At 69.6% G+C, this 19310-nt stretch carries 16 protein-coding genes; 2 read left to right on the top strand and 14 right to left on the bottom strand.

Annotated elements, in window-relative coordinates:
- From nuoL to ACLF6P_RS17100, 12 genes are read right to left on the bottom strand one after another with little or no spacing between them, the layout of a single operon-like run.
- Complete coding sequence (nuoL, locus tag ACLF6P_RS17045) at positions 1-1899, bottom strand: NADH-quinone oxidoreductase subunit L (protein WP_415951234.1); 1899 nt, start codon at positions 1897-1899, stop codon at positions 1-3.
- A gap of 16 nt (positions 1900-1915) precedes the next feature.
- Positions 1916-2215 (bottom strand): NADH-quinone oxidoreductase subunit NuoK, encoded by a 300-nt coding sequence (gene nuoK, locus ACLF6P_RS17050; RefSeq protein WP_415951236.1) that lies wholly within the window; start codon positions 2213-2215, stop codon positions 1916-1918.
- Positions 2212-3132, bottom strand: a complete 921-nt coding sequence (locus ACLF6P_RS17055; RefSeq protein ID WP_415951238.1) for an NADH-quinone oxidoreductase subunit J — start codon at positions 3130-3132, stop codon at positions 2212-2214. The genes nuoK and ACLF6P_RS17055 overlap by 4 nt, the downstream gene beginning before the upstream one ends.
- Complete coding sequence (gene nuoI / locus ACLF6P_RS17060; protein WP_415951300.1) at positions 3129-3785, bottom strand: NADH-quinone oxidoreductase subunit NuoI; 657 nt, start codon at positions 3783-3785, stop codon at positions 3129-3131. Before nuoI ends, ACLF6P_RS17055 begins: the two co-directional genes overlap by 4 nt.
- A 49-nt stretch (positions 3786-3834) precedes the next feature.
- Entirely contained in the window at positions 3835-5205 is a 1371-nt protein-coding gene (gene nuoH / locus ACLF6P_RS17065) for an NADH-quinone oxidoreductase subunit NuoH (protein WP_415951239.1), read from the bottom strand.
- Positions 5202-7790: an NADH-quinone oxidoreductase subunit G gene (locus tag ACLF6P_RS17070; protein WP_415951240.1), complete on the bottom strand. Its 2589-nt coding sequence runs from the start codon at positions 7788-7790 to the stop codon at positions 5202-5204. Before ACLF6P_RS17070 ends, nuoH begins: the two co-directional genes overlap by 4 nt.
- Complete coding sequence (gene nuoF, locus ACLF6P_RS17075) at positions 7787-9139, bottom strand: NADH-quinone oxidoreductase subunit NuoF (protein WP_415951242.1); 1353 nt, start codon at positions 9137-9139, stop codon at positions 7787-7789. Before nuoF ends, ACLF6P_RS17070 begins: the two co-directional genes overlap by 4 nt.
- Positions 9136-9894, bottom strand: a complete 759-nt coding sequence (nuoE, locus tag ACLF6P_RS17080) for an NADH-quinone oxidoreductase subunit NuoE (RefSeq protein ID WP_415951302.1) — start codon at positions 9892-9894, stop codon at positions 9136-9138. Before nuoE ends, nuoF begins: the two co-directional genes overlap by 4 nt.
- A gap of 2 nt (positions 9895-9896) precedes the next feature.
- Positions 9897-11231 carry an NADH-quinone oxidoreductase subunit D gene (locus ACLF6P_RS17085; protein ID WP_415951243.1) on the bottom strand — a complete coding sequence of 445 codons (1335 nt, stop codon included), beginning with the start codon at positions 11229-11231 and terminating at the stop codon, positions 9897-9899.
- On the bottom strand, positions 11231-11995 hold the full coding sequence (locus ACLF6P_RS17090; RefSeq protein WP_415951244.1) for an NADH-quinone oxidoreductase subunit C: 765 nt from the start codon (positions 11993-11995) through the stop codon (positions 11231-11233). The genes ACLF6P_RS17085 and ACLF6P_RS17090 overlap by 1 nt, the downstream gene beginning before the upstream one ends.
- On the bottom strand, positions 11992-12546 hold the full coding sequence (locus tag ACLF6P_RS17095) for a NuoB/complex I 20 kDa subunit family protein (RefSeq protein WP_385494988.1): 555 nt from the start codon (positions 12544-12546) through the stop codon (positions 11992-11994). Before ACLF6P_RS17095 ends, ACLF6P_RS17090 begins: the two co-directional genes overlap by 4 nt.
- Before the next feature lie 19 nt (positions 12547-12565).
- Positions 12566-12925, bottom strand: coding sequence for an NADH-quinone oxidoreductase subunit A (locus ACLF6P_RS17100; protein WP_415951245.1), 360 nt, complete (start codon positions 12923-12925; stop codon positions 12566-12568).
- Positions 12926-13802: 877 nt separating this feature from the next.
- Here ACLF6P_RS17100 and ACLF6P_RS17105 point away from each other — a divergent pair.
- A complete protein-coding gene (locus ACLF6P_RS17105; RefSeq protein WP_415951246.1) occupies positions 13803-14603 on the top strand; it encodes a C40 family peptidase in 801 nt (266 codons plus the stop codon).
- A gap of 121 nt (positions 14604-14724) precedes the next feature.
- Here ACLF6P_RS17105 and ACLF6P_RS17110 read toward each other — a convergent pair whose 3' ends face one another.
- The gene (locus tag ACLF6P_RS17110) at positions 14725-15999 is read right to left on the bottom strand and encodes a geranylgeranyl reductase family protein (protein WP_415951303.1); all 1275 of its coding nucleotides are present in this window, start codon (positions 15997-15999) and stop codon (positions 14725-14727) included.
- Between the two features lie 138 nt (positions 16000-16137).
- On the opposite strand from ACLF6P_RS17110, the gene ACLF6P_RS17115 reads away from it, so the two are divergent.
- Positions 16138-16668, top strand: a complete 531-nt coding sequence (locus ACLF6P_RS17115) for a GNAT family N-acetyltransferase (protein ID WP_415951248.1) — start codon at positions 16138-16140, stop codon at positions 16666-16668.
- A 154-nt stretch (positions 16669-16822) separates the two neighbouring features.
- Here ACLF6P_RS17115 and ACLF6P_RS17120 read toward each other — a convergent pair whose 3' ends face one another.
- Positions 16823-19030 (bottom strand): hypothetical protein, encoded by a 2208-nt coding sequence (locus ACLF6P_RS17120; protein WP_415951249.1) that lies wholly within the window; start codon positions 19028-19030, stop codon positions 16823-16825.
- Positions 19031-19310: the final 280 nt, after the last annotated feature.

Here is a 19310-nt window from a genome sequence, read left to right on the forward strand (position 1 = left end):
TCAGACCGCCCTCATCAGCAGGGTCGCGGCAACCAGGACCGCCGTACCGCCCAACATCGAGACCGCGTAACTGCGGGCGAAGCCGTTCTGCAGTCGGCGCAGCCGGCCGGAGAGCCCGCCGAACGAGGCGGCCGTGCCGTTGACTACGCCGTCCACCAGGCTGTGGTCGACGTACACCAGGGAGCGCGTGAGGTGCTCGCCGCCGCGGACCAGGACCACGTGGTTGAAGTCGTCCTGGAGGAGGTCGCGGCGGGCGGCCCGGGTGAGCAGCGAGCCGCGCGGGGCGGCCACCGGCACCGGCCGCCTGCCGTACATGAACCAGGCGACGGCGACACCGATCAGGAGCACCACGATGGTGGAGGCCGTGATCGCCGGGATGCTCAGCACCGGGTGCGGGTGCTCGAACTTCGTGACCGGTTCGAGCCACTTCACGAAGGACTCGTTCAGCGAGAAGAGACCGCCGGCGAAGACCGAGCCGAAGGCGAGCACGATCATCGGGATCGTCATCGACCTGGGCGACTCGTGCGGGTGCGGCTCTCGGCCCTCCGCGTCGGGCTGCCAGCGCTTCTCGCCGAAGAAGGTCATCAGCATCACGCGGGTCATGTAGAACGCGGTGATGCCCGCGCCCAGGAGCGCGACGCCGCCGAAGATCCAGCCGCGGATCCCGTCGTCGTACGCGAACGCCGCTTCGATGATCTTGTCCTTGGACCAGAAGCCGGACAGGCCCGGGAAGCCGATGATGGCGAGGTAGCCGAGGCCGAACGTGATGAACGTGACCGGCATGTACTTGCGCAGGCCTCCGTACTTGCGCATGTCGACCTCGTCGTTCATGCCGTGCATGACGGATCCGGCGCCGAGGAAGAGTCCGGCCTTGAAGAAGCCGTGCGTCACCAGGTGCATGATCGCGAAGGCGTAGCCGATCGGACCGAGACCGGCGGCCAGGATCATGTAGCCGATCTGCGACATCGTGGAGCCCGCGAGGGCCTTCTTGATGTCGTCCTTGGCGCAACCGACGATCGCACCGAAGAGCAGCGTGACCGCCCCGACGATGACCACGGCGAGTTGGGCGTTCGGCGCGCCCTCGAAGATGGCCCCGGAGCGGGTGATCAGGTACACGCCCGCGGTCACCATGGTCGCGGCGTGGATGAGGGCCGAGACCGGGGTCGGGCCCTCCATCGCGTCCCCGAGCCAGGACTGCAGCGGCACCTGGGCCGACTTGCCGCAGGCGGCGAGCAGCAACATCAGGCCGATCGCGGTCAGCTTGCCCTCGCTGGTCTCACCGGTGGCCGTGAGCACATCGCCGAAGGCGAAGGTCCCGAACGTGGTGAACATCAGCATGATCGCGATGGACAGGCCCACGTCGCCGACGCGGTTGACCAGGAAGGCCTTCTTGGCCGCGGTGGCCGCGCTCGGCTTGTGCTGCCAGAAGCCGATGAGCAGGTACGACGCCAGACCGACGCCCTCCCAGCCCACGTAGAGCAGCAGGTAGTTGTCGGCGAGGACCAGGATCAGCATCGCCGCGAGGAACAGGTTCAGATAGCCGAAGAAGCGGCGCCTGCGCTCGTCGTGCGCCATGTACCCCATCGAATAGACGTGGATCAGTGAGCCCACGCCGGTGATCAGGAGTACGAACGTCATCGACAGCTGGTCGAGCTGGAAGGCAACATCGGCCTGGAAGCCGCCGACGGGGATCCAGCTGAACAGGTGCTGGTGCAGGCTGCGGTCCTCGGCGCCCCGCCCGAGCAGGTCGGTGAACAGCGCCACCGCCACACCGAACGAGGCGAACGCGAGGGCCGTGCCGATCACATGACCGGTCTTGTCGAGCCGGCGCCCGCCGCACAGCAGGACCACCGCTCCGAGCAGAGGCGCCGCGATGAGCAGCGCAATCAGATTCTCCACGATTCTCCCGGCCCCTTTAGAGCTTCATCAGGCTGGCGTCGTCGACCGAGGCCGAGTGGCGGGCACGGAACAGGGACACGATGATCGCGAGACCGACCACGACCTCGGCGGCGGCGACGACCATCGTGAAGAAGGCGATGACCTGGCCGTCGAGGTTGCCGTGCATCCGCGAGAACGTCACGAGCGTCAGGTTGCAGGCGTTGAGCATCAGCTCGATGCACATGAACACGACGATCGCGTTCCGCCGGATCAGCACGCCGGTGGCGCCGATCGCGAACAACAGGGCGGCGAGGTAGAGGTAGTTGACCGGATTCACTTCGCAGCCTCCTCTTCACGGTCGGAGTTCCGGTCGGAGTTCCGGTCGGAGTTCCGGTGGGAGATACGGTCGGCGTCCTCGCCCACGTCCGTGCCGGTGCTCCGGCCGCCGGCCTCCGGTTCGAGCTCCCGGCCGAGCCGCTCGGCGGAACGCTGCTCCAGGGCCGCCAGGTCGTTCAGCGCCTCGGCGGATACGTCCCGGATCTGGCCGCGCTCCCGCAGCGTCGGGTTGACGGTCAGTTCGGAGGGGGTGCCGTCGGGGAGCAGACCGGCGATGTCCACGGCGTTGTGCCGGGCGTAGACGCCGGGTGCGGGCAGCGGGGGCAGGTGCTTGCCCTCGCGAACGCGCTGTTCGGCCAGCTCGCGCTGGGTCTTGGCGCGTTCGGTGCGCTCGCGGTGGGTGAGCACCATCGCGCCGACCGCGGCCGTGATGAGCAGGGCGCCGGTGACCTCGAAGGCGAAGACGTACTTGGAGAAGAGCAGGTTCGCCAGTCCCCAGACGTTGCCGTTGGCATTGGCCGCCGCGAGGCCGTTGAACTCCTGCAGCGCGGCGTTCCCGATGCCCGCGGTGAGCAGCACCGCGAAGCCGAGGCCGCACAGGGCAGCCAGCCAGCGCTGGCCCTTGATGGTCTCCTTCAGGGAGTCCGCCGCGGTGACACCGACGAGCATGACCACGAAGAGGAACAGCATCATGATCGCGCCGGTGTAGACGACGATCTGCACGATGCCCAGGAAGTACGCGCCGTTGGCGAGGTAGAACACCGCCAGGATGACCATCGTGCCGGCCAGGCACAGCGCGCTGTGCACGGACTTCTTCATCAGGATGGTGCACAGCGCGCCGATCACGGCGACGGTGGCGAGCACCCAGAACTGGACGGCCTCACCGGTGGAGGTGGCGTAGGCGGCGAGTGTGCTCATCGGCCGATCACCTTCTCGGAGGCCGGCTCGGACTCGCCGAAGGTCGAATCGCCCTCCTGCACCTCGCCCTTGGAGAGGGCGACCTGGCGCTCGGTCCCGGGCGCCGCCTCGGTGACGAGCCCCCGGTAGTAGTCACCCTCGTCCATCCCCGGGTAGATGGCGTGCGGGCTGTCGACCATGCCCTCTTCGAGCCCGGCGAGCAGCTGCTCCTTCGTGTAGATGAGGTTGGCGCGGCTGGAGTCGGCGAGCTCGAACTCGTTGGTCATGGTCAGCGCGCGGGTGGGGCAGGCCTCGATGCACAGCCCGCAGAGAATGCAGCGGGCGTAGTTGATCTGGTAGACCCGCCCGTAGCGCTCACCGGGCGAGTAGCGCTCCTCCTCGGTGTTGTCCGCGCCTTCCACGTAGATCGCATCGGCAGGACAGGCCCAGGCGCACAACTCGCAGCCGACGCACTTCTCGAGCCCGTCGGGGTGCCGGTTGAGCTGATGCCGGCCGTGGAAGCGCGGCGCCGTGGTCTTCGGCTGCTCCGGGTACTGCTCGGTCAGCCGCTTCTTGAACATGGCGGTGAACGTGACCGCGAACCCGGCCACGGGGTTGTGGAACCCCTGCGCCGTGTCCTTGCCCTCACCCGAAACGACAGGCCGCGCGGGCAGCCCGCCGGACCCGGCGGGCTCCGCCGGCTCGATCGGCTCAGCTTTTTCCTCAGACACCGTCCGCCTCCTTTCCGTCACTGGGAGTATCCGTCCCGCCACTGACAACGAGCTCCCGCTCCTGCCGCGAGCGCCGCCGCGGCACCGGGGGAAGCGTCTGGCCGGGCTTCGGCGGTACGGGGAATCCGCCGGCCATCGGGTCGAAGACGGCGGGTTCCGGCTGCTGTTCGGCGGGCTCCGCCGCCTTCCGGTCGCGGTACATGTCCGCCACGAACGACAGGAGCAGCAGCGCGACCACACCGCCCGCCACGTACATCACGATCTCGGTGAACTCGAAGCCCTCCTTGCGGAGCGTGGACACGGTCGCGACGAGCATCAGCCAGGCCACGGAGACCGGGATGAGCACCTTCCAGCCGAGCTTCATCAGCTGGTCGTAGCGCACGCGGGGCAGCGTGCCGCGCAGCCAGATGAAGAAGAAGACGAGCACCTGGGTCTTGAGGACGAACCAGAGCATCGGCCACCAGCCGTGGTTCGCGCCCTCCCAGAAGCCGCTGACCGGGTACGGGGCCCGCCAGCCGCCGAGGAACAGCGTCACCGCGATCATCGACACGGTCACCATGTGCACGTACTCGGCGAGCATGAAGAGCGCGAACTTGATGGAGCTGTACTCGGTGTTGAAGCCGCCGACCAGGTCGCCCTCGGACTCCGGCATGTCGAAGGGGGCGCGGCTGGACTCGCCGACCATCGTCACCATGTAGATCAGGAAGGAGACCGGCAGCAGCACCATGTACCAGCGGTCCTGCTGCGATTCCACGATCGTCGAGGTCGACATCGAGCCCGAGTACAGGAACACGGAGGCGAAGGCCGCGCCCATGGCGATCTCGTACGAGATCATCTGGGCCACCGAGCGCAGACCGCCGAGCAGCGGGTACGTCGAGCCCGAGGACCAGCCGCCGAGGACGAAGCCGTACACGCCGACGGAGCCGATCGCCAGGATGTACAGCATCGCGACCGGCAGGTCGGTGAGCTGCATCGTGGTGCGCGTCCCGAAGATCGAGACCTCGTTGCCGGCGGGCCCGAAGGGGATCACCGCGACCGCCATGAAGGCGGGGATGGCGGCGAGGATCGGCGCCAGGACGTACACGGCCTTGTCGGCGCGCTTGACGATGACGTCTTCCTTGAGCATGAGCTTCACGCCGTCCGCGAGGGACTGAAGCAAGCCCCAGGGGCCGTGCCGGTTGGGGCCGATGCGCCGCTGCATCCAGGCGACGACCTTGCGCTCCCACACAATGCAGAGCAGCACGGTCAGCATCAGGAACGCGAAGCAGAAGACGGCCTTGATCGCGATCAGCCACCAGGGGTCCGTGCCGAAGAGCGACAGGTCCTCTTCCACTTCCGCGGCAAGACTCAGTACGGGGCTCATGCCTCCACCTCCGCGACATCCTCGGGACCCGAAGCGCCCGAAGCGCCCGGCGCACCCGAAGCGCCCGACGCGTCCCCGGCGCCCGACGCACCCGGAGCACCGGTTGCGCCCGCGGCGCCCGTGGCCGGGCCGATCCTGACCAGCTCACCCGGGTGCGCCCCGGTGTCGGAGGCGATACCGCCGCCGACCGAGTTCAGCGGGAGCCAGACCACCCGGTCGGGCATCTCGGTGACCTGCAGCGGAAGTTGCACGGATCCGGCGGGCCCGGCGACGGCGAGCGTGTCGCCGTCCTTGACTCCGGCCTCGGCGGCCGTGGCCGCGGAGAGCCGGGCGACGGCCGCGTGCCGGGTGCCCGCGAGTGCCGTGTCGCCCTCCTGGAGCCTGCCCCGGTCGAGCAGCAGCCGGTGCCCCGCGAGCACCGCCTCGCCTGAGCCGGGACGGGGCAACTGCCCTGCGGACTCCAGGGGTTCGGTGGCGCGCGGCCCGTCCCAGGGGCCGAGGCGGGCCAGCTCGCGGTGGATGGACGCGTTGTCCGGCAGCGCGAGGTGCACGTCCATGGCGTCCGCGAGCATGTGCAGGACGCGGGCGTCGGTGGGCGAGAGGGTGCGGGTCATCATGTCCGGCTTCAGGGCGGCCTGGAAGGGCCGGGCCCGGCCCTCCCAGTTGAGGAAGGTCCCGGACTTCTCGGCGACCGCCGCGACCGGGAGGACGACGTCGGCGACCTCGGTGACCTCGCCCGGCCGCAGCTCGAGCGAGACCACGAACGCCGCCTTCAGCGCCTCGCGGGCCCGCGCCGGATCCGGCAGATCCGCCGGTTCGACGCCCGAGACGACCAGTGCACCGAGCTCCCCGGTGGCCGCGGCCTCGACCATCTGGCCGGTGTCGCGCCCGTAGCGGTGCGGGAGTTCGGCGAGTCCCCAGGCGACGGCTACCTCCTCGCGGGCCCGCGGGTCGGTCGCCGGTCGTCCGGACGGCAGGAGCGAGGGCAGCGCCCCGGCCTCGATGGCGCCGCGCTCCCCCGCCCTGCGCGGGATCCAGAGCAGCTGCGCGCCGGTCGCGGTGGCCGCCCGTACGGCCGCGGTCAGCGCGCCCGCGACGGAGGCGAGCCGCTCGCCGACGATGATCACAGAGCCTTCGCCGCGCAGCGCCTCGGCGGCCTTCGAGCCCGCCTCGTCGAGCCCGACGCCGGAGGCGAGCGCGTCGAGCCACTCGGTCTCGGTGCCGGGGGCGGCGGGAAGCAGGGTGCCGCCCGCCTTCTCCAGGCCGCGGGTCGCGTAGGGCGCAAGGCCGAAGGTGCGCTGGCCGGACTTGCGCCAGGCCTTGCGCAGCTTCAGGAAGACGCCGGGCGCCTCCTCCTCGGCCTCGATCCCGACGAGCAGGACCGCGGGCGCCTGCTCCAGCTTCTTGTACGTGACCCCCGAACCGTCGAGGTCGCGGCCCCGTCCGGCCACCTGGGCGGCCAGGAAGTCGGCCTCCTCGGCGGAGTGGACGCGGGCGCGGAAGTCGACGTCGTTGGTGCCGAGGGCCACGCGCGCGAACTTGCTGTACGCGTAGGCGTCCTCGGCGGTCAGGCGGCCGCCGGCCAGGACGCCGGCGCGACCGCGGGCGGCGAGCAGTCCCTGAGCGGCCGTTTCGAGCGCTTCGGGCCACGAAGCGGGCTCAAGGACGCCTTCGGCGGACCGTACGAGCGGAGTCGTCAGCCGGTCACGCTGCTGCGCGTACCGGAAGCCGAACCTCCCCTTGTCGCACATCCACTCCTCGTTGACCTCGGGGTCGTTCTCGGCGAGGCGCCGCATCACCTTGCCGCGCCGGTGGTCGGTGCGGGTGGCGCAGCCGCCCGCACAGTGCTCGCACACCGACGGCGAGGAGACCAGGTCGAAGGGGCGGGAGCGGAAGCGGTACGCGGCCGAGGTCAGCGCGCCCACCGGGCAGATCTGGATGGTGTTCCCGGAGAAGTACGACTCGAAGGGGTCGCCCTCACCGGTGCCGACCTGCTGCAGCGCACCGCGCTCGATCAGTTCGATCATCGGATCGCCCGCGACCTGGTTCGAGAACCGGGTGCAGCGCGCGCAGAGCACACAGCGCTCACGGTCGAGCAGCACCTGCGTGGAGATCGGAACGGGCTTCTCGTACGTGCGCTTCTGCCCCTCGAAGCGCGAGTCGGACTGGCCGTGCGACATGGCCTGGTTCTGCAGCGGGCACTCGCCGCCCTTGTCGCAGACCGGGCAGTCGAGCGGGTGGTTGATGAGCAGCAGCTCCATCACACCCTTCTGCGCCTTCTCCGCGACCGGCGAGGTCAGATGGGTCTTGACGACCATGCCGTCGGTGCAGGTGATGGTGCAGGAGGCCATCGGCTTGCGCTGGCCCTCGACCTCGACGATGCACTGGCGGCAGGCGCCCGCGGGGTCGAGCAGCGGGTGGTCGCAGAAGCGCGGGATCTCGATGCCGAGCTGCTCGGCGGCGCGGATCACCAAGGTGCCCTTGGGGACGGTCAGTTCCACGCCGTCGATGGTCAGCGAGACCAGGTCTTCCGGCGGTACCGCCGCCTCCCCGCCCCCGGAGGGAGCGCTAGTTGTGACCGTCATGCGTTCACCTCCGTGTGGTTGTCCGCCCAGAGCGTCGACCTGGCGGGGTCGAAGGGGCAGCCCTTGCCGGTGATGTGCTGCTCGTACTCCTCGCGGAAGTACTTGAGCGAGGAGAAGATCGGCGAGGCGGCGCCGTCGCCGAGGGCGCAGAAGGACTTGCCGTTGATGTTGTCGGCGATGTCGTTCAGCTTGTCGAGATCGGACATCGTTCCCTTGCCGGCCTCGATGTCGCGGAGCAACTGGACCAGCCAGTAGGTGCCTTCGCGGCAGGGCGTGCACTTGCCGCAGGACTCATGGGCGTAGAACTCGGTCCAGCGGGTGACGGCCCGGACCACACAGGTGGTCTCGTCGAAGCACTGCAGCGCCTTGGTGCCGAGCATCGAGCCCGCGGCGCCCACGCCCTCGTAGTCCAGCGGGACGTCGAGGTGCTCATCCGTGAACATGGGAGTGGAGGAGCCGCCCGGGGTCCAGAACTTGAGGCGGTGGCCCGGCCGCATCCCGCCGCTCATGTCGAGCAGCTGCCGGAGTGTGATCCCCAGCGGCGCCTCGTACTGGCCGGGGCCCGCGACATGGCCGCTGAGCGAGTAGAGCGTGAAGCCCGGGGACTTCTCGCTGCCCATCGAACGGAACCAGTCCTTGCCCTTGTTGAGGATCGCGGGAACCGACGCGATCGATTCCACGTTGTTCACCACAGTCGGGCAGGCGTAGAGACCTGCCACAGCAGGAAAGGGGGGACGGAGCCGCGGTTGACCACGGCGGCCTTCGAGCGAGTCGAGCAGTGCGGTCTCCTCACCGCAGATGTACGCACCCGCGCCCGCGTGCACGGTGAGGTCCAGGTCGAGGCCACTGCCCAGGATGTTCTCGCCGAGGTAGCCGGCCTCGTAGGCCTCACGCACGGCCTCGTGCAACCGCCGCAGCACCGGGACGACTTCACCGCGCAGATAGATGAAGGCATGCGAGGACCTGATGGCATAACAGGCGATGACAATGCCCTCGATGAGGCTGTGCGGGTTCGCGAACAGGAGCGGGATGTCCTTGCACGTCCCCGGCTCCGATTCGTCGGCGTTGACAACCAGATAGTGCGGCTTTCCGTCACCCTGCGGGATGAACTGCCACTTCATGCCGGTGGGGAAGCCCGCGCCGCCGCGTCCGCGAAGACCTGAGTCCTTGACGTACGCGATGAGGTCGTCGGGCGTCATCGCGAGCGCCTTGCGCAGGCCCTCGTAGCCCTCGTGGCGCCGGTAGGTCTCCAGGGTCCAGGGCTTGTCCTCGTCCCAGAACGCGGAGAGCACGGGAGCGAGCAGCTTCTCCGGGCTCGTCTCGTTGATTTCGGCCGCCATCGTCATCACTCCCCCTCCTCGGTGTCCGTGCGTTCGGAGCGCGCCTCGTCACGGGGGTGCGGCACCGGGGTCTCGCCCTTGGCGAACCTCAGGCCCACGAGCGAGGCGGGCCCGGCGCCGCCGGACTCGTCCACCGCGCCCTCGCGCTCATCGGGGAAGCCGGCCAGGATCCGCGCGGTCTCCCTGAAGGTGCACAGGCGCGCGCCGCGCGTGGGCTGCACCTCGCGCCCCGCGCGCAGGTCGTCGACGAGCTGCCGCGCGCTGGTGGGGGTCTGGTTGTCGAAGAACTCCCAGTTCACCATCACGACGGGCGCGAAATCGCAGGCCGCGTTGCACTCGATGTGCTCGAGGGTGACCTTGCCGTCCTCGGTGGTCTCGTTGTTGCCGACACCGAGATGCGCCTTGAGGTCCTCGAAGATGGCGTCGCCGCCCATCACCGCGCACAGTGTGTTGGTGCAGACGCCGACCTGGTAGTCGCCGGAGGGCTTGCGGCGGTACATCGTGTAGAAGGTCGCCACCGCCGTGACCTCGGCCGTCGTCAGCCCGAGCACGTCGGCGCAGAACTGCATGCCGGTCCGGGTGACATGGCCCTCCTCGGACTGCACGAGATGCAGCAGCGGCAGCAGCGCCGAGCGCGAGTCCGGATAGCGGGCGATCACCTCCTTGGCATCCGCTTCGAGCCGGGCACGGACATCGGCCGGGTAGTCGGGGGCCGGCAGCTGGGGCATGCCCAGGCTGACGCCCTCGGAGGAACCCTGTGACATGGTCACCGGTCGACGCCTCCCATCACGGGGTCGATGGATGCGACGGCGACGATGACGTCGGCGACCTGGCCGCCCTCGCACATCGCCGCCATGGCCTGCAGATTGGTGAAGGACGGGTCGCGGAAGTGGACCCGGTAGGGGCGGGTGCCGCCGTCGGAGACGACATGGACACCGAGTTCGCCCTTGGGTGACTCGACGGCCGCGTAGGTCTGTCCGGGCGGGACCCGGAAGCCCTCGGTCACCAGCTTGAAGTGGTGGATCAGGGCCTCCATGGAGGTGCCCATGATCTTCTTGATGTGGTCGAGCGAGTTGCCGAGCCCGTCCGGGCCGAGCGCGAGCTGCGCGGGCCAGGCGATCTTCTTGTCGCCGACCATGACCGGCCCGGGTTCCAGGCGGTCCAGACACTGCTCGACGATCCGCAGCGACTGCCGCATCTCTTCGAGCCGGATCAGGAAGCGCCCGTAGGAGTCGCAGGTCTCGGCGGTCGGTACCTCGAAGTCGTAGGTCTCGTAACCGCAGTACGGGTCGGTCTTGCGCAGATCGTGTGGGAGCCCCGCCGAGCGCAGGATCGGTCCGGTGGCGCCGAGCGCCATGCAGCCCGCGAGGTCGAGGTAGCCGACGTCCTGCATGCGGGCCTTGAAGATCGGGTTCCCGGTGGCGAGCTTGTCGTACTCGGGAAGGTTCTTCTTCATGGTCTTCACGAACTCGCGCATCCGGTCCATCGCGCCCGGCGGCAGGTCCTGGGCGAGGCCGCCCGGGCGGATGTACGCGTGGTTCATGCGCAGGCCGGTGATCAGCTCGTACAGGTCGAGGATCAGTTCGCGGTCCCGGAACCCGTAGATCATGATCGTGGTCGCGCCGAGCTCCATGCCGCCGGTGGCGATGGCGACGAGGTGCGAGGAGAGCCGGTTCAGCTCCATGAGCAGGACGCGGATGATGTTCGCGCGGTCCGGGATCTCGTCCTCGATGCCGAGAAGTTTCTCGACGCCCAGGCAGTACGCCGTCTCGTTGTAGAACGACGTCAGATAGTCCATGCGCGTGACGAAGGTGGTGCCCTGCGTCCAGGTCCGGTATTCGAGGTTCTTCTCGATGCCGGTGTGGAGATAGCCGATGCCGCAGCGGGCCTCGGTGACGGTCTCGCCGTCGATCTCCAGGATCAGGCGGAGCACACCGTGCGTGGACGGGTGCTGCGGGCCCATGTTGACGATGATCCGCTCATCGTCCGACTTCGCCGCGCTCTGGGCGATCTCGTCCCAGTCGCCGCCGGTGACCGTGTAGACGGTGCCCTCGGTGGTCTCGCGCGCGGAGGCCTGGGAGGTTTCGTGGGAAGTGGACATCAGCTGTACGACCTCCGCTGGTCCGGAGCCGGGATCTGGGCGCCCTTGTACTCGACCGCGACGCCGCCGAGCGGGTAGTCCTTGCGCTGCGGGAAGCCCTGCCAGTCGTCCGGCATCATGATCCGCGTCAGCGCCGGGTGACCGTCGAAGACCAGCCCGAAGAAGTCGTAGGTCTCGCGCTCGTGCCAGTCGTTGGTCGGATAGATGCCGACCAGGGACGGGACGTGCGGATCACCGTCGGGGGCGCTGACCTCCAGCCGGATGAGCCGGCCGTGGGTGAGCGAGCGCAGGTGGTAGACGGCGTGCAGCTCGCGGCCCTTGTCGTTCGGGTAGTGGACACCCGAGACGCCGGTGCACAGCTCGAAGCGCAGCGCCGGATCGTCGCGCAGGGTGCGGGCGACCTGGACGAGGTGCTCGCGTGCGATGTGGAAGGTCAGCTCGTCGCGGTCGACGACCGTCTTCTCGATCGCGTTCTCCGGCAGCAGGTCCTGCTCCTCCAGAGCGCCTTCGAGTTCGTCGGCGACCTCGTCGAAGTACCCGCCGTACGGCCGTGTGGACGGGCCCGGCAGGCGTACGGAGCGGACGAGGCCGCCGTAGCCGGAGGTGTCGCCGCCGTTGTTGGCGCCGAACATGCCGCGCTGGACGCGGATCTCCTCGCCGTGTTCGCCGCGCTGACCGGGGAGGTTGGAGGCGCCGAGGTCCTTCTCGGGGTTCACGCCGTCGGAGCCGTTGGTCCCGTCGTTCGCTGAGGAGTTGTCACTCACCGGAGCAGCCCCTTCATCTCGATCGTGGGGAGTGCCTTGAGTGCTGCTTCCTCCGCCTCGCGGGCGGCCTCCTCGGCGTTGACGCCGAGCTTCGAGGTCTGGATCTTCTCGTGCAGCTTGAGGATCGCGTCCAACAGCATCTCGGGCCGCGGCGGGCAGCCGGGCAGATAGATGTCGACGGGCACGACGTGGTCGACGCCCTGGACGATCGCGTAGTTGTTGAACATGCCGCCGGAGGAGGCGCACACCCCCATGGAGATGACCCACTTGGGGTTCGGCATCTGGTCGTAGACCTGCCTGAGGACCGGCGCCATCTTCTGGCTGACCCGGCCCGCGACGATCATCAGATCCGCCTGCCGCGGGGAACCGCGGAACACCTCCATGCCGAAGCGGGCGAGGTCATAGCGCCCCGCTCCGGTCGTCATCATCTCGATGGCGCAGCAGGCGAGGCCGAAGGTCGCGGGGAAGACGGATGCCTTGCGCACCCAGCCCGCTGCCTGTTCGACCGTCGTGAGCAGAAATCCGCTCGGCAGCTTCTCTTCGAGTCCCATTGGTAGACCCCTCAGCCCCTCAGTCCCATTCCAGGCCGCCGCGCCGCCATACGTACGCGTAGGCGACGAAGACGGTGAGCACGAAGAGCAACATCTCCACGAGCCCGAAAACACCCAGGGCGTCGAAGCTGACGGCCCAGGGATAGAGGAAGACGATCTCGATATCGAAAATGATGAAGAGCATCGCCGTCAGGTAGTACTTGATCGGGAAACGCCCGCCGCCGGCCGGAGTCGGCGTCGGCTCGATACCGCACTCATAGGCTGCGAGTTTGGCGCGGTTGTACCGCTTTGGACCGATAAGCGTGGCCATCACCACGGAGAAGATCGCAAAGCCGGCCGCTAGGGCTCCCAGTACGAGGATGGGCGCATAGGCGTTCACCGCTCCTCGCTCCTCTCAGTCGACAGTGACTGCTTCGGCGGACGGACCTGCGTACGGGGTTCTCTCCCGTCACCTGTCCCGGCATCGGGCGCGTGGCCCACCTCACCAAGATCGCGCTTATGTGAGGCAGTTCACAAGCCCAACTGCCCCGCATCCTATGCCCGCCGGTCTGTGATCTGCGACACGGGGTACGACAACGCCTTTGTGATCTCCACCACCTGACGAACGATCATGAAGTCGGATGAGCGGTGATCTTCATACGCGAAGCTCCGAGGCGGTCACCAATGGTGATCAATTGGCTCGTCGACGCTGGTCAAGAGACTGCTTGCACTATCAAGCGTTGGCGGTGGCAAGCAAATTGGCGGCTCGGGCAACCACCTGATAAGGGGAGCCTTGCCTGACGCGGGCGACCCCACCGCGACCCACCGCGACCCACCGCGACCCCACCGCGATCCCGCCCGACGACCGCCGCACCCTCGCCCGACGACTGCCACACATCCACCCGGCGGCCGAACCTGTGCACACGTTCACGATCGATCGGCGGTGGAGGCGCACCGACCCGGCGCCCGGACAGTGACATCCGGACGGCGAACGGCCGCCGCGGGTTGCCGCGGTAACCATTCCGTGACCTCCACCACACGCGCGGACCCGCCGAACAGCCGGGCTTGGCCAACAACATCCAACGGTGGTAAGCGCGGGGCAAACCGGACGTAATCCCGGAAACCCGTGATCACAGCCCCAATCAAGGCTGTCCCTTTTGCCCGTTACGGCGTCAATAAGGCCCGACACGCCCGGCGTTCGACACGCTTCGGTCACAACTGTGGCGCAGGACACGTTTCTTGAAGGGAACCCGGGCGCCCTGATACCCGTTGTTCTCATGTCCCACTCCGCTCACATACCCAGCCACCGGAAGCCCCGCCCGCAGCGCACCACCAAGCTGCGCGCCGGAGTTGCCGGTGGCGTCCTCAGCACCCTCGCGGTGGCAGGCTCCTCCGGCTCGGCCCACGCCGCCGAACCGGTGACCGAGACCATCGAGATGCCCACGCTCTCCGCCGACCTGGAGAGCGCAGTGGCCGCCACGGCCGACGCCACCCAGCAGGCGGCCGACGCGTACCAGCTCCAGGCGGACAAGGACGCGGCTGCCGAGCAGGCCGCGAAGGACGCCAAGAAGGCCAAGGCAAAGGCCGAGGCGAAGGCCGAGGCCGAGGCGGAGGCCAAGAAGAAGGCCGCCGAGCGTGCCGCGCAGGAGCGCGCCGCCCGCACCGCCGAGCGCGCCACGCTCAGCACCGCCTCCACCACCTCGACCGCCCCCGCGCCCGCCTCGGGTTCGGTCTCGGCCGTCATCTCCTTCCTCAAGGCCCAGCTCGGCGACGCCTACGTCATGGGCGCCACCGGCCCCAACGCGTGGGACTGCTCCTCCCTCGTCCAGGCCGCCTTCCGCCAGGCCGGTGTGGACCTGCCCCGCGTCTCCCAGGACCAGTCGATGGTCGGCACCGAGGTCGGCACGTCCAACCTCCAGGTCGGCGACATCCTCTACTGGGGCGGCAAGGGCTCGGCGTACCACACGGGCGTCTACATCGGGAACGGCCAGTACCTGGACGCGGCCAACCCCTCGAAGGGCGTCGTCATTCAGGACCTCTCGGGCTACCCGGCCTCGGGTGCGGTGCGCGTGCTCTGACGCACACGGCCGACCACAGAGCCAAGGGCCGCTGCTTCCTCTCGGGGGATGCAGCGGCCCTTATGTGTGCCCGGGGGACCGGGGACCGGGGTTACGCCGTGGCGTTCCGGAGAACCGGGGCTTATGCCTTCGGGGCCACCTTCGAGAGGCCGTTGATGATGCGGTCCATGGCGTCGCCGCCCGAGGGGTCGGTGAGGTTGGCGAGCATCTTCAGGGTGAAGCGCATCAGCATCGGGTGGGTCAGACCGCGCTGGGTGGCGATCTTCATGACCTTCGGATTGCCGATCAGCTTCACGAAGGCGCGGCCCAGGGTGTAGTAACCGCCGTAGGTCTCCTTGAGGACCTTCGGGTAGTGGTGCAGGGCCAGTTCGCGCTGGGCGGGGGTGGCCCGGGCGTGGGCCTGGGTGATGACGTCGGCGGCGATCTGGCCGGATTCCATCGCGTAGGCGATGCCCTCGCCGTTGAACGGGTTGACGAGGCCGCCCGCGTCGCCGACGAGGAGCAGGCCCTTGGAGTAGTGCGGCTGGCGGTTGAAGGCCATGGGGAGGGCCGCGCCGCGGATCGGGCCCGTCATGTTCTCCGGCGTGTAGCCCCAGTCCTCCGGCATCGAGGCGCACCAGGCCTTGAGGACCTCGCGCCAGTCGAGTTCGCGGAAGGCCTTGGAGGAGTTGAGGATGCCCAGGCCCACGTTGGAGGTGCCGTCGCCCATGCCGAAGATCCAGCCGTAGCCGGGAAGCAGCCGGTCCTCGGAGCCGCGGCGGTCCCAGAGTTCCAGCCAGGACTCCAGGTAGTCGTCGTCATGGCGCGGCGAGGTGAAGTACGTGCGGACGGCCACGCCCATGGGACGGTCCTCGCGGCGGTGCAGGCCCATGGCCAGCGAGATACGCGAGGAGTTGCCGTCGGCGGCGACCACGAGCGGGGCGTGGAAGGTGACTTCCCGCTTGTCCTCGCCCAGCTTCGCGTGCACGCCCGTGACATGCCCCGTGCGGTCGTCGAGAATCGGCGCGCCGACGTTGCAGCGCTCGTACAGCCGTGCTCCCGCCTTCTGCGCCTGGCGGGCCAGTTGCTCGTCGAAGTCGTCGCGCTTGCGGACGAGTCCGTAGTCCGGGTACGAGGCGAGGTCCGGCCAGTCGAGCTGGAGCCGTACGCCGCCGCCGATGATGCGCAGGCCCTTGTTACGCAGCCAGCCGGCCTCCTCGGAGATGTCGATGCCCATCGACACCAGCTGCTTGGTGGCGCGCGGTGTCAGGCCGTCGCCGCACACCTTCTCGCGCGGGAACGCCGTCTTCTCCAGGAGCAGGACGTCGAGTCCGGCCTTCGCGAGGTAGTACGCGGTCGTGGATCCGGCCGGTCCGGCTCCGACGACGATCACGTCCGCGGAGTGCTCCGAGTCGATCGTGGGCGGCTGGTTCTTCGGGGCGAGCGGCTCGGTCACGGCGGGTTCTCCCCTGGAGTCACGGAATCTGCGTGCCGAAAGCACTGGACAAGGGCAGTCTATGGGGGCGACTTGATCACGAACCGAAGGGCTGCCCGGATGACGCCGGATACACCTCGCTCTTACGCCCCTCTGCCCGCCGACCGCCTGCGTGTCCCGACCGAGGAGGACGCGTACGCCTGGCACCGGGTGTTCGACGACCCCGAGGTGATGGAGTTCCACGGCGGCAGGTCCGCCGAGCTCTCGGTTTACGAGGAGCTGACGGCCCGGCAGCGGCGGCACGACGCCGAGCTCGGGTTCTGTCTGTGGACGATTCTGGACGAGGAGGGGCACGTCGTCGGCTTCACCGGGGCGCAGCCCTGGCCGCACCGGGACTGGGGGCCGTACGGGGCGATAGAGATTGGCTGGCGGCTCGGGCGGGGCGCCTGGGGGAAGGGGCTCGCGACGGCCGCCGCGCTGACCACGCTGGAACGGCTGCGGGCCGCCGGGGTGGCGGATGTGGTCGCGATGGTCGATGCCCGCAACCAGCGGTCGATCGCGGTGACCGAGCGGCTGGGAATGGAGCTCGCGGAGGTGTTCACGACACCGGTGGGCGGCAAGCGCGGGCACCGGTACCGGCTGACGCTCTGAGCACACCGCCCGGCACCGCCGTGAGGTCCGGTCCCGTGCACGGGGTAGTTCCGTGCACGGGGTCGTTCCGTGCACGGGGGTCGGTCCCGTGCACGGGGGTCGGTCCCGTGCACGGGGTCCGGTTCCGTGCACGAGGTCCGGTTCGTGCCTGGGCTCAGTCGATGACCCTCCAGGTGGCGAGGGCCTTGTCGAAGAAGTCCTGGCCGCTCAGCTCCCAGCCGTCCTCGTAGTCCGTGTAGTAGATGGCGTACTCCGTGCCGTCCTCGGCGACATAGCCCTGGTCGATGGCGTGCACGGTGCGCCCGGTCTGCTCCTCCGTGTACGTGTACTCCCAGATCGCGCCCGGCTGCCCGCGGAAGGTGTTCTCCTCCAGGCGGATCCGCCGGTAGTCGGTCTTCTGCCGCGAGCGCTCCTCGATCTTCCGGAAGTTCTCGTACGAGGAGACCTCGGCGTCCGGCACGACGCCGACCAGGAAGTGCGCGAACCCGGTCGAACCGGCGTACGTGACCTGCCCGTTCTCCTCGCCCGCCCGGCTCCACAGTTTCGGGATGGCGAAGGAGAAGCCTGCCGGGTCGGTGACGATACGGATGTCGGCCTGCGTCGCCGGGCTCTCGGAGTCCTCAGCGGTGGGGGCGGTGGAACGCTCCGGACCCGGGGGCTCGCTGCCGCTCGCACCCGGGCTCTCGTGCTCACTCCGACCCGGGCTCGCGGAGGCGGTGGGCTTGGCATCGCCGTCGCCGCCCGGCTCCCTCCCCTCGTCCTGCAACAGCAGGAACCCGGCCGCCGCACCGCCGCCGAGCGCCAGGGCCGCGGTGAGGGTGACGATCCAGAGGGTGACGCGGGAGCGCTCGGCGGGCGGAGCCGCCGGGCCGGAGGCCAGCGTCTCCGGCTGCCCCACCGTCCCGAGGTCGTACACGGGCTCGGGCGGCGCGGTGGGGGCCTGCGGCCGTTCCCCGGTCGGGGACGGATCCGCCGGCAAGGGCGCCGGGGCCGTGTCGGCCCCGGGTCCCTGCTGCGGCGCGTACGGGCCCGGGGGCGGTGTCGGAGCGTACGGACCCGGGGCCGGTGTCGGAGCGTACGGACCCGTTGCCGTTGTCGGTGCGGACAGCCCCGGCGCCGCTGTCGATGCGTAGGGTGCGGGCGGCATCGTGTTCGTGCCCAGCATCCGCTGCACGTACGGCCCGAGGAACGTCGCCGCCGACAGCCACAGCAGACCGAACAGCAGCATCTCCGGGATGTCCAGCGCGGCCTCGGCCGCGCCCGCGCCGCCGAGGCCGACGATCCCCCCGCTTCTGCCGTCGACGCCCAGGGCGGACAGCGCGCACACGAGCAGCAGCAGGCCGAAGAACAGACCGGCCGCCAGGGCCTGCTCGCCACGGTTCGGATGGCGGCGGGCCGCCGTCACGGCGACGGTGAGGGCGCAGACCGCGCCGAGCCCGAGGCCGACCGCCATGACCCAGTCACCGGTCAGATCGGCGAGCTCGGACAGGTCGAGCTTCTCGGTCTCCGTACGACTGCCGAATCCCGAGCTGCCGCGCGCGGTGAGCTCCAGCGCGCCGCCCCAGCCGAGGCCGAGCGCCGCGGCGCCGATGTTCGGCAGGAAGGCGACGAGGACGAGCAGGCCCTCCTTGCCCATGTCATCGAGGGAGGCGAGCCAGGCATACCCGGTGGCGGCGGCGAGCGCGAGCACAACGGCCAGGGCACGCAGGGCGGTTGCCGTGACCCGTACGAGACGTTGCGCGCCCGGGCGCGCCGCGAGCCACTGCGCGAGATCGTCCCGGTGCAGGACCGCGCCCGCGGTGGCGAGCGTGAGGGCCAGTGTGCCGAGCACGGCGAGGAAGGGGAGCGAGGAGAACTCGACGCCCTCGATGGTGGGCTGGGCGATCAGAGCGAGCACCAGGACCGCGGCACTCGCGAGCAGCGCGATCCGTACGGCCGCTTCGAGACCGGCGGTACGGGAGGGGGCGGGCGCGAGGGCCTGGCGGGTGCGCAGCAGCCGGGCGCCGATGAGCACGGCCACGATCCACAGGACGGTGAGGGTCAGCGGGGCGACGGAGAGCGAGAAGATCTCGGACCGGGCGCCGCCGCGCCCGAAGGCACCGCCGTCCCCGAACCCGCCGTCGCCCGACCCGAAGAGATCGTCACCACCGCCGTACCGGCTGCCCGGACCGCTCACCTCGAAGCCGCCGCCGAGGCCCTGCAGCAGCAGCGCCAGGACGATACGGAAGCGGTCGGTGCCCGAGACGACGTCGTCCTCGTCCAGCCCGTACGACGGGATGGAGAGCGCGACCGAGGCGATCAGCAGCATCCCGACCGGCCACAGCACGGCCTGCACGGACGCGGCCCAGCCGGTGCGGAACACACGGCCGAGGAAGGCACCGAGCGGGGAGGGCGCGCCGGGGGCGGTTGCCGTGGGAACGGGTATGTACACGGGTGGCGGCGGGGCGGCCGGGACGCCGGGAGCGGTGGCCGGGACGCCGGGAGCGGCGGTCGGGGCGCCGGGAGCGGTGGCCGGAGGCGGCGGGCTTCCCTGCGCGGAGGCGTTCGGCGGCTGGGGCGGGGCGGACGAAGCCGACGGCAAGGTGCCGGGATCCGCGGCCGGAGGCGGGGGACCGGGATCCGCGGCCGGAGGCGGGGGACCG

The sequence above is a fragment of the Streptomyces lothianensis genome (assembly GCF_047779955.1).
In the GTDB taxonomy this organism is placed as follows: Bacteria; Actinomycetota; Actinomycetes; order Streptomycetales; family Streptomycetaceae; genus Streptomyces.